The organism is Mycobacterium sp. ML4 (assembly GCF_054515735.1).
Genome location: NZ_JBTNSY010000027.1, coordinates 15,079 through 28,479 on the forward strand (window position 1 = coordinate 15,079; position 13,401 = coordinate 28,479).

At 66.9% G+C, this 13,401-nt stretch carries 13 protein-coding genes; 2 read left to right on the top strand and 11 right to left on the bottom strand.

The window, feature by feature from the left end; all coding sequences use genetic code 11:
* Window positions 1–41: 41 nt before the first annotated feature.
* Together ACX9NE_RS24555 and glnA are read right to left on the bottom strand one after the other, a co-directional pair.
* A complete protein-coding gene (locus ACX9NE_RS24555; RefSeq protein ID WP_459364348.1) occupies window positions 42–590 on the bottom strand; it encodes a serine/threonine protein kinase in 549 nt (182 codons plus the stop codon).
* Window positions 591–802: 212 nt separating this feature from the next.
* Window positions 803–2,239 carry a type I glutamate--ammonia ligase gene (glnA, locus tag ACX9NE_RS24560; protein ID WP_459364349.1) on the bottom strand — a complete coding sequence of 479 codons (1,437 nt, stop codon included), beginning with the start codon at window positions 2,237–2,239 and terminating at the stop codon, window positions 803–805.
* Window positions 2,240–2,465: 226 nt separating this feature from the next.
* Here glnA and ACX9NE_RS24565 point away from each other — a divergent pair, with 226 nt between their 5' ends.
* Window positions 2,466–2,888 (top strand): RDD family protein, encoded by a 423-nt coding sequence (locus ACX9NE_RS24565; RefSeq protein WP_459364350.1) that lies wholly within the window; start codon window positions 2,466–2,468, stop codon window positions 2,886–2,888.
* Window positions 2,889–2,891: 3 nt separating this feature from the next.
* Here the strand turns inward: ACX9NE_RS24565 and ACX9NE_RS24570 are convergent, their stop codons facing one another.
* The 4 genes from ACX9NE_RS24570 to lipB form a co-directional block, all read right to left on the bottom strand.
* A complete protein-coding gene (locus ACX9NE_RS24570) occupies window positions 2,892–5,231 on the bottom strand; it encodes a PE family protein (protein ID WP_459364351.1) in 2,340 nt (779 codons plus the stop codon).
* Window positions 5,232–5,600: 369 nt separating this feature from the next.
* Complete coding sequence (locus ACX9NE_RS24575) at window positions 5,601–6,353, bottom strand: DUF4191 domain-containing protein (protein WP_459364352.1); 753 nt, start codon at window positions 6,351–6,353, stop codon at window positions 5,601–5,603.
* Window positions 6,354–6,379: 26 nt separating this feature from the next.
* Entirely contained in the window at window positions 6,380–7,315 is a 936-nt protein-coding gene (lipA, locus tag ACX9NE_RS24580) for a lipoyl synthase (protein WP_459364353.1), read from the bottom strand.
* Window positions 7,312–8,010: a lipoyl(octanoyl) transferase LipB gene (lipB, locus tag ACX9NE_RS24585; RefSeq protein ID WP_459364354.1), complete on the bottom strand. Its 699-nt coding sequence runs from the start codon at window positions 8,008–8,010 to the stop codon at window positions 7,312–7,314. The genes lipA and lipB overlap by 4 nt, the downstream gene beginning before the upstream one ends.
* 58 nt (window positions 8,011–8,068) lie before the next feature.
* Here lipB and ACX9NE_RS24590 point away from each other — a divergent pair, with 58 nt between their 5' ends.
* The gene (locus tag ACX9NE_RS24590) at window positions 8,069–8,425 is read left to right on the top strand and encodes a DUF1622 domain-containing protein (protein WP_459364355.1); all 357 of its coding nucleotides are present in this window, start codon (window positions 8,069–8,071) and stop codon (window positions 8,423–8,425) included.
* A 1-nt stretch (window position 8,426) separates the two neighbouring features.
* Here the strand turns inward: ACX9NE_RS24590 and ACX9NE_RS24595 are convergent, their stop codons facing one another.
* The 5 genes from ACX9NE_RS24595 to ACX9NE_RS24615 all read right to left on the bottom strand — a co-directional run bounded on the left by ACX9NE_RS24595 (window position 8,427) and on the right by ACX9NE_RS24615 (window position 13,400).
* Window positions 8,427–10,094 (bottom strand): acetolactate synthase large subunit, encoded by a 1,668-nt coding sequence (locus ACX9NE_RS24595; RefSeq protein WP_459364356.1) that lies wholly within the window; start codon window positions 10,092–10,094, stop codon window positions 8,427–8,429.
* Window positions 10,091–10,750 carry an RraA family protein gene (locus ACX9NE_RS24600; protein WP_459364357.1) on the bottom strand — a complete coding sequence of 220 codons (660 nt, stop codon included), beginning with the start codon at window positions 10,748–10,750 and terminating at the stop codon, window positions 10,091–10,093. The genes ACX9NE_RS24595 and ACX9NE_RS24600 overlap by 4 nt, the downstream gene beginning before the upstream one ends.
* Window positions 10,751–10,766: 16 nt before the next feature.
* Window positions 10,767–11,648 (bottom strand): hypothetical protein, encoded by an 882-nt coding sequence (locus tag ACX9NE_RS24605; RefSeq protein ID WP_459364358.1) that lies wholly within the window; start codon window positions 11,646–11,648, stop codon window positions 10,767–10,769.
* Entirely contained in the window at window positions 11,645–12,397 is a 753-nt protein-coding gene (locus ACX9NE_RS24610; protein WP_459364359.1) for a flavodoxin family protein, read from the bottom strand. The genes ACX9NE_RS24605 and ACX9NE_RS24610 overlap by 4 nt, the downstream gene beginning before the upstream one ends.
* A gap of 91 nt (window positions 12,398–12,488) precedes the next feature.
* The gene (locus ACX9NE_RS24615) at window positions 12,489–13,400 is read right to left on the bottom strand and encodes a TIGR01777 family oxidoreductase (protein WP_459364360.1); all 912 of its coding nucleotides are present in this window, start codon (window positions 13,398–13,400) and stop codon (window positions 12,489–12,491) included.
* Between the last annotated feature and the right edge of the window lies 1 nt (window position 13,401).

Below are 13,401 nucleotides of genomic sequence, written 5' to 3' on the forward strand. Positions count from 1 at the left end.
GCAATCGCCGAACTTTCAGCTGCTCAGCCGTTGGACAGCCATCATTGGTGCAGGGCGCTCGTGTCGGAGTTGGACGAGCGGATGGAGCCCAACACGTTTTTTCCGTCGGTGGTCCAGGTGATTGTCGCGACGTTCTTCTGGGTTCCGCAGGCCCGCTGTCCACCCGTCTGGCCTTGCTGCCAGGTGCCCGGTGATTGAGCGGCTTCCGGGCTGCACGGAGTCATGATCATGTCTTGAGTGATGCTCTTGAAGTCACTACCCAGACCGTCGGTGTCCGGCAGCAGACGATAGATCGCGGAGACCGGTCCGCTGGGGTCGGGGCTAAGTCCGCACACGAACTCGGCAAGAGCGAGACCGGTCAATTTGTCCATTGCCGTCGGTTGGCAATTGTTCAGACCGTAGCCCTTCGACAGCGAGGTGGCCAGCAAGTTGGTGTTTGCCGAGTCGACTTTGCCGGCGATTTGATTAGCGACCTTGACCGCCAGGTCGCCCGGGTCTCGGCGGCAGCCACTGGTGTCAATCACGACGTTGTCGCGTGCGGTCAGCGCCCGCCCACAGGCGATGGTGAGGCTCTTGCCGTTCTTGGTCATGTTCCCGGTGAGCTGCTGGTCAACGTCGAGTTGGCGTTGGTGACCTGTCCGACCGTGACGGCAATCTCCGGGGCGTCCGCGTCGCCGAGTGCGGTGAATCGGCGGTTGTTGCAGGCCGACCATACGGGGGTGTGCGTCGGTTCGGTTCGGCGCGCACAGCAAACAGCCCGCCTGGCATGACCAAGCGGGCTGTCGCTCACGACCAGACGTGGTTATACGTCGTAGTACAAGGCGAATTCGTAGGGGGTCGGCCGGATCTGGACCGGCAGGATCTCATTCTCGCGCTTGAAGTTGATCCACGTCTCGATGAGGTCAGGCGTGAACACGCCGCCCTCGGTGAGGTATTCGTGGTCGTCTTCGAGCCGGTCGATCACCGCGGACAGCTGGGTGGGAGCCTGCGGGATGTTCGCCGCCTCCTCCGGCGGCAGCTCGTAGAGGTCCTTGTCGACCGGCGCCTGCGGCTCGATCTTGTTCTTGATGCCGTCCAGGCCGGCCATCAGCATCGCCGAGAAGGCCAGGTACGGGTTACCCGACGAGTCGGGGCAACGGAACTCCAGGCGCTTGGCCTTGGGATTGCTGCCGGTGATCGGGATACGCACACACGCCGAGCGGTTGCGCTGGCTGTAGACCAGGTTGATCGGGGCCTCGTAGCCGGGCACCAGACGCTTGTAGGAGTTCACCGTCGGGTTGGTGAACGCCAGCAGCGACGGCGCGTGATGCAGCAGGCCACCGATGTAGTGGCGGGCGGTGTCCGACAGGCCGGCGTAGCCGGTCTCGTCGTACATCAGCGGGCTGCCTTCCTTCCACAACGACTGGTGGGTGTGCATGCCGGAGCCGTTGTCACCGAACAGCGGCTTGGGCATGAACGTGACGGTCTTGCCGTGGGCCCAGGCGGTGTTCTTGACGATGTACTTGTACAGCTGCATGTCGTCGGCCGCGTGCAGCAGCGTGTTGAACTTGTAGTTGATCTCAGCCTGCCCGCCGGTGCCCACCTCGTGGTGGCCCTTCTCCAGGCTGAAGCCGGCGTTGATCAGGTTGGTCAGCATCTTGTCGCGCAGGTCGACGTAGTGGTCCACCGGGGCAACGGGGAAGTAGCCTCCCTTGGGGCGCACCTTGTACCCGCGGTTGGGGCTGCCGTCAGCCTCGGTGGCCGAACCGGTGTTCCACCAGCCCGAGATGGCGTCGACCTCGTAGAACGAGCCGTTGGTGCGCGAATCGAAGGCCACCGAGTCGAAGATGTAGAACTCGGCCTCGGCGCCGAAGTAGGCGGTGTCGGCGATCCCGGTGCTGATGAGGTAGTTCTCCGCCTTGCGGGCGACGTTGCGCGGGTCCCGGGAGTAGGGCTCGAGGGTGAACGGGTCATGCACGAAGAAGTTCAGGTTCAGCGTCTTGGCCTCGCGGAACTGGTCGATGACCGCCGTCGAGGGGTCCGGCAGCAGCAGCATGTCGGACTCGTGAATGGACTGGAAACCGCGGATCGAGGAGCCGTCGAAGGCCAGGCCCTCGTCGAACACGGTCTCATCGAAGAACGAGATCGGGATGGTGAAGTGCTGCATGATGCCGGGCAGGTCGCAGAAACGGACGTCGACAAACTCGACGTTTTCGTCTTTGGCAAGTTTGAAGACGTCGTCGGGCGTCTTATCCGTCACAGAAGGCTCCTTTACTTGGTGATCGCGGCCGACGCTAGGGAGCAGTTGTTGCCCGTCAGTCAACCCCGTATTGCGCAGAGGTTACGCACCATAGCGGCCGCAACAGAACCCGGATGAGCGCCGGGCCTATTGTGAAGGCCATGGCCCGCAAGATCGTAACTGGTCCGGTGTCGATGCTGAACGGGCTGTGCCATCCGGGGACACCCGAGATCACCGGACACGTGCGATGACACCGCAATCATCTGCCGGTTACCCCGGCGAAACGCTCGGCCTGCCACGGACCGGTCCGGGTTCGGTGGCGCCGATGGGACGCCGCCTGTTGGCGTTGCTTGTCGACTGGTTGATCGCCGGAGGGCTGGCGCTGTTGGCGCTGACGTTCGGCGCGATCTCCGATACGTTGTTGTCGACGGTGCAAGCGGTGGTGTGGCTGGCGATCGGCGCGGTGTCGGTGCGACTCTTTGGGTTCTCGCCCGGCCAGCTTGCGCTGCGTATCCAGGTGGCGGCGACCGATGGCCGATTGCCGATTGGCATCGGTCGCGCCCTGGCCCGCGGACTGCTGATCTTCCTGGTGGTCCCGCCGCTGTTCACCGATACGGACGGGCGAGGGTTGCAGGACCGGTTGACCAGCACCGCGGTGCTACGCCGCTGATACTCACCCGTTGGCGCCGGCGCTGCCGGATGTGCCCGGCAGCGTACTGCCCTGGCCGCCGGCACCACCGGTGCCGCCGCCGGCACCCCCGTTGAGACCGCCGCTGCCACCGTTGCCGCCGAAACCGATGCCTGAGCCGGCACGACCGCCGCTGCCGCCGTTACCGCCCTTGATGACGCCGCCGTCGCCGGCATAGCCGTCACCACCGGCGCCGCCGGTGCCAAACCACATGCCGGCATTGCCGCCGTTGCCGCCGGCACCGCCGAGTTGGCCGCCGCCGCCACCGTAACCGCCGTTGCCCCACAGCACGCCGCCGTTGCCGCCGCTACCGCCGTGCGCGCCGCCGGTGAAGCCGAAACCGCCGAGACCGCCGTTGCCACCGTTGCCGATGAGCCCGACCGCGCTGCCGCCGTTGCCGCCGGCCCCGCCGACCCCGGCTACGCCGCCGCCGAGTCCGCCGAGTCCGCCGTTGCCGCCGAAGCCGAACAACAGACCGCTGGTGCCGCCGTTGCCGCCGGCCCCGCCGCTGCCGAAGACGCCGTAACCGCCGACCCCGCCGGCTCCGCCGTTGCCGACCAGCGCAACCGCGTCGCCGCCGGTGCCCCCGGCCCCGCCGGTGCCTCCGGCGCTGGTTGCGGTGCCGCCGTTGCCGGCCAGTCCGCCGTTGCCGAATAGGCGCCCGCTGACGCCACCGCCGCCGCCGGTGCCGCCCGTTCCGTTCGTGGTGGCCCCGCCGGCGCCGCCGGCCCCGCCGTCGCCGATGAGCCCCAGTACACTGCCGCCGCGACCGCCGGCGCCGCCCGCGCCACCGAGGGTGCTGTACCCGCCGGCGGCTCCGGCGCCGCCGTTGCCGAACAGCAGGCCGCCGGTGCCGCCATTACCTCCGGCGGCCGCCGTCTGGGTGACCGCGGTAGCGCTTTGCCCGCCGACGCCACCGGCGCCGCCGTCGCCGATCAGCCCGATGGCATTGCCACCGTTGCCACCGGCACCACCGACCCCTGCGGCACCGAGGCCGCCGGCTCCGCCGTTACCGCCGAAGCCGATCACCAGGCCGCCGTTACCGCCGCTGCCGCCCGCTCCACCGCTGCCGGCGACACCGTTGCCGCCCAGACCGCCGGCCCCGCCGTTGCCGATGACGGTGAGCGCGTTGCCCCCCGCGCCGCCGGCCCCGCCGGTGCCTCCGGCGGCGGTCGCCATGCCGCCGTTTCCGCCGATTCCGCCGTTGCCCAGCAGGTGCCCGCTGCCGCCGCCGACACCCCCGGCCCCGGCCACGCCGGTTGTGGTGTACCCGCCGGCGCCACCGGCACCGCCGTCACCGATGAGGCCGAGCACGTTGCCGCCGGCGCCACCCGCGCCACCCGGGCCGCCGAAGATGTTGTAGCCGCCGGCGCCGCCCGCGCCGCCGTTGCCGAACAGCCAGCCACCGGTGCCGCCGTTGCCACCGGCCGGCGCCGCTACGGTCCCGTTGCCGGTTTGTCCGCCGACGCCGCCCGCGCCTCCGTTGCCGATGAGCCCGAAGACGTTGCCGCCGTGACCGCCGGCTCCGCCGACCCCACCGGCGCCGACCCCGCCGGCGCCACCGTTGCCCCCGACACCGAAGAGCAGGCCGCCACTGCCGCCGCTGCCACCGGCGCCCCCGACGGCGCCGAGCCCGCCGGTTCCGCCCGCGCCGCCGGTTCCGATTAGCCCCATCGCGTTGCCACCGGCACCACCGGCTCCGCCGGCCCCGGGCAGGCCCAGTCCGCCGATGCCGCCCGACCCGCCGTTGCCGTACAACCAACCGCCGGTGCCCCCGGCGCCGCCGTTCGCACCCTTGCCCCCGGCGCCGCCGGCCCCGCCGTTACCGAACAGGCCCGTAGCGCCACCGCTGCCACCGTTTTGACCGGTCGCCCCGGACCCCCCGTTGCCGCCATTGCCGAACAGCAGCCCACCGGCTCCGCCGTTCTGGCCGGTACCGGGCAATCCGTTGGCGCCGTTGCCGATCAGCGGGCGTCCCAGCAGCGTCCGGGTGGGGGCGTTGATAGCGCCGAGCAGGTTCTGCTGGATCGTCTGCAACGAGGCGTTTACCGCATCCGCGCTGCCGTAGGCGATCCCGCCCGCGCTCAGGATGCGCACGAATTCTTCGTGAAGTGCCGTCGCCTGGGCGCTGACGGAGCGATACATCTCGCCGTGCCCGTTGAACAACGCTGCGATCGCCGCCGACACCTCATCGGCGCCCGCGGCCACCAGCTCCGTCGTCGATGTCACCGCCGCGCTGTTGGCCGCGCTCAGGGCCGACCCGATGCCCTCCAGATTCGAGGCCGCCGCCGCCACAGTCTCCGTCGACACGATCACAAACGACACTGCTGTCCTCCCACCGTCGAGACCCGGCTTCCGACGAGTCGCGCTGAATTGCCCGAAATATCACGCGCAAACGTACGGGGGAGTACGGCGGAATTCACGCTTGTTTATCAAAATGTTATAAAACTGGATATTTCCGTCGTCGTCAATGTTAAGTCCCTATACAGAATGGCGAATAGGTGCTGTTTTTTGGACCACCTGTAAATGAGCTTTACACTGCGGCAGGACTCGGCGGTCACAGAAACTGCTGGCAGCACGGTCGCTGGCCGGCGGCCGCGGCTGCCGGCGCCCGGACATCCACCGGGCATGGTGTATTCCGGTCGATTGAATTCAGATCACCGAATTGTCGGCGGTCCAGCAGGGCAGTGCTAATTATTTGCGGCGTACCGTGCGCTGTACGCCACGCATCTTGCCGGAGTTGGGAAGTGGCCCCTTGGGCATCATCGCCGCGCCGGCTCGCGAACCCAGCGCGGCCAACCGTGACTCGAGCGTGTCCATCTGCTTGACCGTGATATTGGCCGGAAGGCGGTTCAGGTGGCGCTCCAGCTTGGCCAGCGCCACCTCGCCTTCGCCGTTGCCCACGACGATGTCGTAGATCGGCACCTCGCCGACGACCCGTGCGGTGCGCTTCTTCTCCTGCGCCAGCAGCGGTTTGACGCGGGTGGCCGAGCCTTCCCCGACCAGGATGACGCCGGGGCGGCCAATCACCCGGTGCACCGCGTCGAAGTGACCGGTCGCTGCCACCCCGGGAGTCACCCGCCACTTGCCCCGCAGGTTATCCAGCACCCACGCAGCGGCACCGGTCTGACCTTCGGCCTGCTGGAAGACGCTGCGCTGGGCCCGTCGGCCGAAGATGATGAAGGCCACCAACGCGCCCAACAGCAGACCGATCGGAATCATCATGATCATGGTCAGGCCGCCGGCCCACACGCCGACTGCCGCGCTGGCGGCCACGATCAGTACGAACGCGCCGATCATGTACGGCAACAGGCGCTTGTCCTGCTTGCGCTGCATGTTGAACGCCTGCCACAGCTGGGCCCGGCGTTGTTTGGAAGCAGCCTTGCGGGCGGCCGCCGCCTCGGCCTTGGCGGCCTTGTTTGCCGCAGCAGTTCGGGGTTTCGCCATAGTCACTAAGGATACGTACGTGCCGCTTATCCAGCGCTCGAGGTTCGCGCCGCCCGGGCCTGCTCGTAGAGCCGCCCGGCCCGATAGGAGGAGCGCACCAGCGGCCCGGCCAACACCCCGGCGAAGCCCAGCCCTTCGGCGAATCGGGCGAACTCGACGAACTCATCCGGCGTCACCCAGCGCTCGACCGGATGATGGCGCGCGGTCGGCCGCAGGTATTGGGTGATGGTGACGATGTCGCAGCCGGCCTCGTTGAGATCGGTCAGCGCGGTATGCACTTCGTCGGGCGTCTCACCCAGGCCGAGGATGAGGTTGCTCTTGGTGACCAGACCGAAATCACGGGCCGCGGTAAGCACCTCAAGGCTGCGTGGGTAGGTGAACGCCGGCCGGATCCGTTTGAAGATGCGTGGCACCGTTTCGACGTTGTGCGCCAACACTTCCGGGCGGGACGCGAAGACCTCGGCGAGGCGGGTGGGTTCGCCGTTGAAATCAGGAACCAGCAATTCGACGCCGGTCGACGGGTTGAGCTCCTTGATCGCCCGCACCGTTTCGGCGTACAGCCAGGCTCCGCCATCTGCCAGGTCGTCGCGGGCGACGCCGGTGACCGTGGCGTAGCGCAGGCCCATGGCATGGACGCTTTCGGCCACCCGGCGCGGCTCGTCGCGGTCCAGCTCAGCGGGCTTGCCGGTGTCGATCTGACAGAAGTCGCAGCGACGGGTGCACTGGTCGCCACCGATCAGGAAGGTGGCCTCCCGGTCCTCCCAACATTCGAAGATGTTGGGGCAGCCGGCTTCTTCGCACACGGTGTGCAGGCCCTCGCGCCGCACCAGGCTCTTGAGCTCGGTGTATTCCGGTCCCATCCGCGCCCGGGTCTTGATCCACGGCGGCTTGCGCTCGATCGGAGTCTGCGCGTTGCGCACCTCGAGGCGCAGCAGTTTCCGGCCCTGAGGTGCGACAGTCACATGGTCGATGCTACGCGGCCGGCCACATGATCCCGCACCGGTAACAACCCGTCCAGGGCGTCGCACACGGTATCGGCGACGGCGGCTCTGACGTCGTCCACGGCAACTCGGCGGCCGAGTTCGGCGGACAATGAGGTGACGCCGGCATCGCTGATGCCGCACGGCACGATCGCGGTGAACGACGACAGGTCACAATCGCAGTTCAGCGCGAAGCCGTGCAACGTCGTCGAGCGCGCCACCCGCACCCCGATCGCGGCGACCTTGCGGGCGGGCCGGCCGGCAACCCAGACCCCGGAGCGTCCGTCCACCCGTCCGGTTTCCAGGCCCAGATCGCCACACACGGTGATCAGGGCCTCCTCGAGACGCCGCACGTAATTCACCACGTCGAGGGGCTCGGCCAAACCGATGATCGGATATCCGACCAATTGCCCGGGGCCGTGCCAGGTGATCTTGCCGCCCCGGTCGGTGTCGACGACGGGGGTGCCATGCGCGGATTCTGAGGGCCGTTCCTGCGGTTCGGTGCGCCGGCCGGCGGTGTAGACGGCGGGGTGCTGCAGCAGCAGGAGGGTGTCGGCTCCGCCGGCCACTCGGGCATCGGCCAGGTCGCGCTGCAGCTGCCAGGCGTTCTGGTAGTCGATCGTTCCGAGCTGCCGGATGTCGATCGGGGCGGAGCTGGCCCGAATTGAACCCGTCACTTCAGCGACGTTACGCGAAGCACCTCCCACGGCTTCACCACCCGCTAATCTGCCTGCCATGAGTCTGCTGCAGATCGTGGACCACGTCGGCTCGGCAATCGATGTCGCAGGTGTCTCGGTGATCGTGATCGGCTGCATCATCGCCTGTTCGCTGTTCCTTGCACGGGTGGCACGCCAGCCGGACCAGGCTTATCGCGACCTGCGTAACAACCTGGGACGTTCAATTCTGATCGGCCTGGAATTCCTGGTGGCCGGCGACATCGTCAAGACAATCGTCGTCACGCCCAACGCGCAGCACGTCGCGGCGCTGGCCGGTGTGGTGGCGATCCGGACCTTCTTGAGCCTCTCGCTGACCGTGGAAATGACCGGGCGATGGCCCTGGCGCGACAGTGACTCGAAGGCGGACGTCGCGTGAGTTAACCGCCGACGCGCGAACAGTCGACCGACCGCATCTCCTGCATCAGGGCGATGTTCGCGTGCGGGTCGACCGGGGCGTCGATGATGTGCACTCCGCCCGCGGCGGCTGCCTCGTCGAGCAGGGCACGGAACTGTGCCGGGTCGTCGAGGCGATGCCCGGTGGCGCCGTAGCTACGCGCCAGGGCAACGAAATCGGGATTGGCGAAATCGACCCCGTAGCGCTGGTAGCCGTCGGCGATCTGCTTCATCGCGATCATGCCCAGGCTCTTGTCGTTGAAGACCACCACGATGAGATCCAGCTGCAGCCGCACCGCCGTCTCGAGCTCCTGAATATTCATCGCGAATCCGCCGTCGCCGGTCAGCACCACCACCTTGCGTTCGGGATGGACGAGCTTGGCCGCGATGGCGGCGGGCAGGCTGATTCCCATCGATCCGAGCGCGTGGTCGATCAGCATGGTGTTGGGCTGGCGCGCGTTGAAATTCCTTGTCGCCCACATCATATGGATGCCGTTGTCGAGGGAAAGGATGTCGTCGTCGGCCATGAAGTCGCGCAACGTCGCGATCAGGTAACCCTGTTTTGCCGGAAACGACGTGTCCGCTGCCGACCGTGTGATGCTGTCCCGCGTCGCGTCGGCGAGTCGGCAGAAGCCGCCGTGGTCCCAGCCGGGATCAGGGGTCAGCTGCGCGGTGAGCCGGTTCAGCGCGTCGGCCATTTCGCCGACTACCTGAGCCTGCGGAAAATAGCTGTTGTCGCCTTGAGCCGCGAACGGATTGAGATGGATTACGGACTGTGTGCCGTCGGCCTTCATGAACAGGGTGGGCTTTTCCATGACGTCGTGGCCGACGTTGAGGATCACGTCGGCGGCCTGGATGGCGCAGTTGGGATAGTCGGCGGGCATGATCGAACATCCGATGTAGCGCGGGTGATCCTCGTCGGCGACGCCCTTGCCCATCATGGTTGCGACGAACGGGATCTGGGTCTTATCGATCAGGGCACGCACCGCCGCCGCCACCTCGGGCCGGTTGGCGCGGGTGCCGCCGCCGACCATGATCAGCGGCCGACGGGCCTGTTGGATCAATTCCGCCGCGGCAACAATGCTTTCTTGCGTCGCGACGGGTACGTCGCTGTGCCGGCACGGAACCGACGGCCCGAGCTCGGTGTCGCGAGCCACGTCGTCGGGCAACTCCAGGTGGGCAGGACCCTGACGGCCGTCCAGCGCCGACATCATCGCTTGGCGCACCAGAGCACCGGCCATCGGGCCGGAGGGGATCTTGGCGGCGAACTTCGTGATCGGGCGCATCACGTCGACGACGTCGACGAGTTGGTACTGGCCCATTCGGTTGTCTCGCACCGCCTTCTGGCCGGTGATCACCAGCATCGGCATCGCCGCCAGATACGCGTGGGCTACCGGTGTGGTCAGGTTCATCGCGCCGGCGCCCAGTGTCGACATCGCTACCGCCAGCTTGCCGGTGAGCCGTCCGTATGCCGCGGCGGCGAATCCGGCGGCCTGCTCGTGGCGGAAGAGGATGAACGTGATCCGCCCGTCGTTGCGCAGCGCCTCCATGAAGTGCAGGTTCTCATCGCCAGGAATGCCGAAAACGTATCGGACGCCTTCGGCCGCCAGCGCACTGACCAACTGTTCGCTGGTGTTTGCCGGTGCGCTCATAGTTCGCTGCTGCCCTGGCGAAGGACGGTCTCGGGATCTTCGTTCTTCAAGCTTTCCTTGGCGCCGTCCATCTTGTGCATGATGTTGCGTGCCTTGGTCAAGATCGCTTCGGCCTCGCCGCCCGGAATGACCACGGCCGTCGAGCCTTTGGCGAAGACCACATCGCCGGGTACGACGGTGACGCCGCCGACGGCGATCGGCACGTCGGCCAGGTAGGGCTGGACTTCATTGCCACCGGCGCGCACCGTTTCGCCGCGGCTGTACGTGGCGAACCCGTAGGTGTTCAGCTCCTCGTAATCCCGTAGCATGCCGTCGGCGAGAATGCCTGCCATTCCGAGGTTTTCCACCCGACTGAGCTTGGTGCCGCCGCCCAGCGAGGTGTGGGTGTAGCCGTTGGAGGCCATTACCAGCACCGCCCCTGGGGCGTCATGGTTTTCGATGGCGCGGTAGATGGCCGGGCCGAGGCTGTGTCTCTGGGGATCCATCAGGTCCTGACGCACCGGGAGATAGGAAATGGTCACGGCCGGCCCGATGAGCACCCGGCTCGGATCCGGGCTGTCGAGTTCAATGATGTGGGCGCGGTGCGTGTGTGTCATGGTCATGGCGTCGACCACATCGGCGACGCCGAGACCCGCGATCAACTCGGTCAGCTTCATGCCTTTACCTCTCCAATCAACGGATAAATCCTGTCGGACCAACGGGCAGCATCCGAAGCAGCAGGCTCACAACCGGAATCATGCGCCCCATCGCGTGGGGAATCAGCTGTTCCAGCGACGTTCGCACCGCTGCCGCCGTTGGGACGTCGGGGAGGCCGGTGGCGCCGAGGGCTCCGCTGACTGCGACGCCGCGCCGTCTGCCGTCCTCGACCACGCTGTCCACGGCGTGCAGGAGCGATCCGCTGTCGTGCAGCGGCTGCAGGACCGCGTAGTAGAGGACCAACATGGGGGGCCAGCGAGCCAGATGGCGGGGCAAGCTGACCTGCAGGGTCCGACCCTGCCCGCGAGCTCCGATCAGGTTGACGCTGCGCACCAATTCCGCGACGTGGGCCGGCATCTGTTCGAAGTTCAGCGGGGGAGGCACGGGTGACGCCGAGGGCGGACGGGACGGTGGGCGCACCGGTGGGCACGGCGGTGGCGTGGCGCCGTGCAGACGGGCCAGGACGGCGCAGAACGCCACGGTATTCAACGGGTTTCCCCTGTCGTAGCCGTAAAGCGTTGCCCTGATTGTTGTTTCGTGGTCAGCCTCGAGGCCGATCGAGCGGAGCGCTGCAGTGGAGAACCGGGGCACCGGCGGCAGATCCGGTGTGGCGCGCAGCGCGTCGGCCTCCGAGTGCACGGCGCCGTTGGCATAGAGCGGCTTCATCGTCGCCCAGGTCCAGTCCAGGCCGCCGGGGATCGATGCGAGGTGGCGCCACACCAGATTGACGAACGACATCCCCAGTGTCTTCCGGATGTCGTCGTAGAGCTCGGCGATGTGTCCGGTCGCTTCAACCTCGCTGATACTGGGGAGCGGATCACCCTGCATTGCTGTGTCGGTGAGTCGACGAATGATCACTCCGGCATGTTGTCGCGCATATAGCTGATGGCGAGGTTCATCGCAGCGGTCTTGACTTCGTTGCGCTGCATCATAATTGCGTTGTGGCGTGCGATGTTGATGGTGTAAGGGTTGTCGCGCAGCAGCTTCGCGCCGAAGAGCAGGTTGAGTGCGGTCAGTTCGGCGTTGCGCCGGACGTACGGCGAAAGCTCGCCGCCCGCCTCGATATAGCTGGCCCCCGGCCCGGCATCGCCGACCCAGTAGAGATCGGTATTGGGCGGCACCGTCACTCCGAAGTGCAACAGGTTGGCGAAGGTATTGGCGACGCAGTCGTGGCTGCCGTCCTCATTGCCGGTGACCACGCACCCGGCGACCGTTCCATAGAGCGGGAACTGTCCGGTGCGCTCGCACATCACGGTTTTGGTGGTGCCGTCCAGACGCTCGATCACGCGCTGCATCACTGAGGAGCGCACCCCCATCCAGATCGGCATGGCGGGCACGATGATGTTGCAGCGCTTGACTTTTTCCAAGATGGCAGGCCACTCATCGCCGTCGCCTTCATCGTTTCCAATGCCGGGCTTCACGTCGTAATCCACCACGCGGAGGATCTCGGTTTCGATGTCCGGTTCGTGGGCCCGCAGTCGTTCGATGAGCAAATTGCACAGTGCCTCGGTATTGGAAACCTCTGGCCCCTTCTTCAGGGTGCAGTTCAGGAAGAGCGCGTAAAGCGGCCCCTCCTTTTTCACGTCATGAAAAACCGAGGCAGTCACGCTTCTCCATTGTCCGTCGTGTCGGCTGGTACGCGCCGGAAAGGAAGATACCGCAGAAGTCGCTGGTGCGAAATGGGTACGGGGAAGGTATTTAATCCTGCTCGCGGCGGGCGGTGGCGTAATCGAGTGCCTCGCCAATTGTGTTGTGGTGGAATTGGAAGCCCGCTTGCTCCAAGACCGTCGGAATAGCGCGCTGACCGGCGAGCAGGCCCTCGTCTGCGAATTCCCCGAGCGCCGCGCGCACCGCGAAGCCAGGCACCACCATCGGAGTCGGGCGCTTGACTGCCCGGCCGAAGGCGGTGGTGAACTCCGCGTTGGTCACTGGCGCCGGCCCGGTCATGTTCACCGGCCCGGACAGGGTGGAGTGGGAGATCGCGAACAGCAGCGCCCGCACCTCGTCTTCGAGACTGATCCACGACATGTACTGACGCCCATCACCGAGCCGGGCGCCCAGTCCCACCGAGAAGACCGGCCGCATCATCCGCAGCGCGCCGCCCGCCGGGGCAAGCACCACGCCCGTGCGGGCCAGCACCACCCGGGCGCCGCCGTACTGCGCCGGTAGCGTTGCGGCTTCCCAGTCGACGCACAACTGGGCCAGAAATCCCCGGCCGGCGGCATCGGTCTCGTCGACCACCCGGTCTCTGGTGTCGCCGTAGTAGCCCACCGCGCTGGCGTTGATCATCGTGCCGACCCCCGCATCCGCGACGGCGGCGGCCAGCACTTCAGTCGGGGCCAGGCGGCTGTCGCGCAGGCTCTGCTTGAATGCGCCGGACCATCGACGCTGTCCGATGTTGACGCCGCACAGGTTCACCACCACGTCGACATCGGTCAGTGCGTCCGGATCGAATACACCGCTTTCCGGATTCCATTGCAGCTCTTCGGAATTGGCCGGCGCTCGCCGCACGATGCGCAACACGTCGTGGTCATTGGCGCGCAGCGCCGCGGTCAGAGCCGAACCGATGAGGCCAGACGAACCCGCTATGGCGATAACGGCTTTGGCCACT

What these genes read in the sequence shown, in the direction of transcription:
- ACX9NE_RS24555 (WP_459364348.1), bottom strand. Translation starts at nt 590, where the DNA reads ATGACCAAGAACGGCAAGAGCCTCACCATCGCCTGTGGGCGGGCGCTG.
- ACX9NE_RS24565 (WP_459364350.1), top strand. Translation starts at nt 2,466, where the DNA reads ATGACACCGCAATCATCTGCCGGTTACCCCGGCGAAACGCTCGGCCTG.
- ACX9NE_RS24575 (WP_459364352.1), bottom strand. Translation starts at nt 6,353, where the DNA reads ATGGCGAAACCCCGAACTGCTGCGGCAAACAAGGCCGCCAAGGCCGAG.
- ACX9NE_RS24590 (WP_459364355.1), top strand. Translation starts at nt 8,069, where the DNA reads ATGAGTCTGCTGCAGATCGTGGACCACGTCGGCTCGGCAATCGATGTC.
- ACX9NE_RS24595 (WP_459364356.1), bottom strand. Translation starts at nt 10,094, where the DNA reads ATGAGCGCACCGGCAAACACCAGCGAACAGTTGGTCAGTGCGCTGGCG.
- ACX9NE_RS24600 (WP_459364357.1), bottom strand. Translation starts at nt 10,750, where the DNA reads ATGAAGCTGACCGAGTTGATCGCGGGTCTCGGCGTCGCCGATGTGGTC.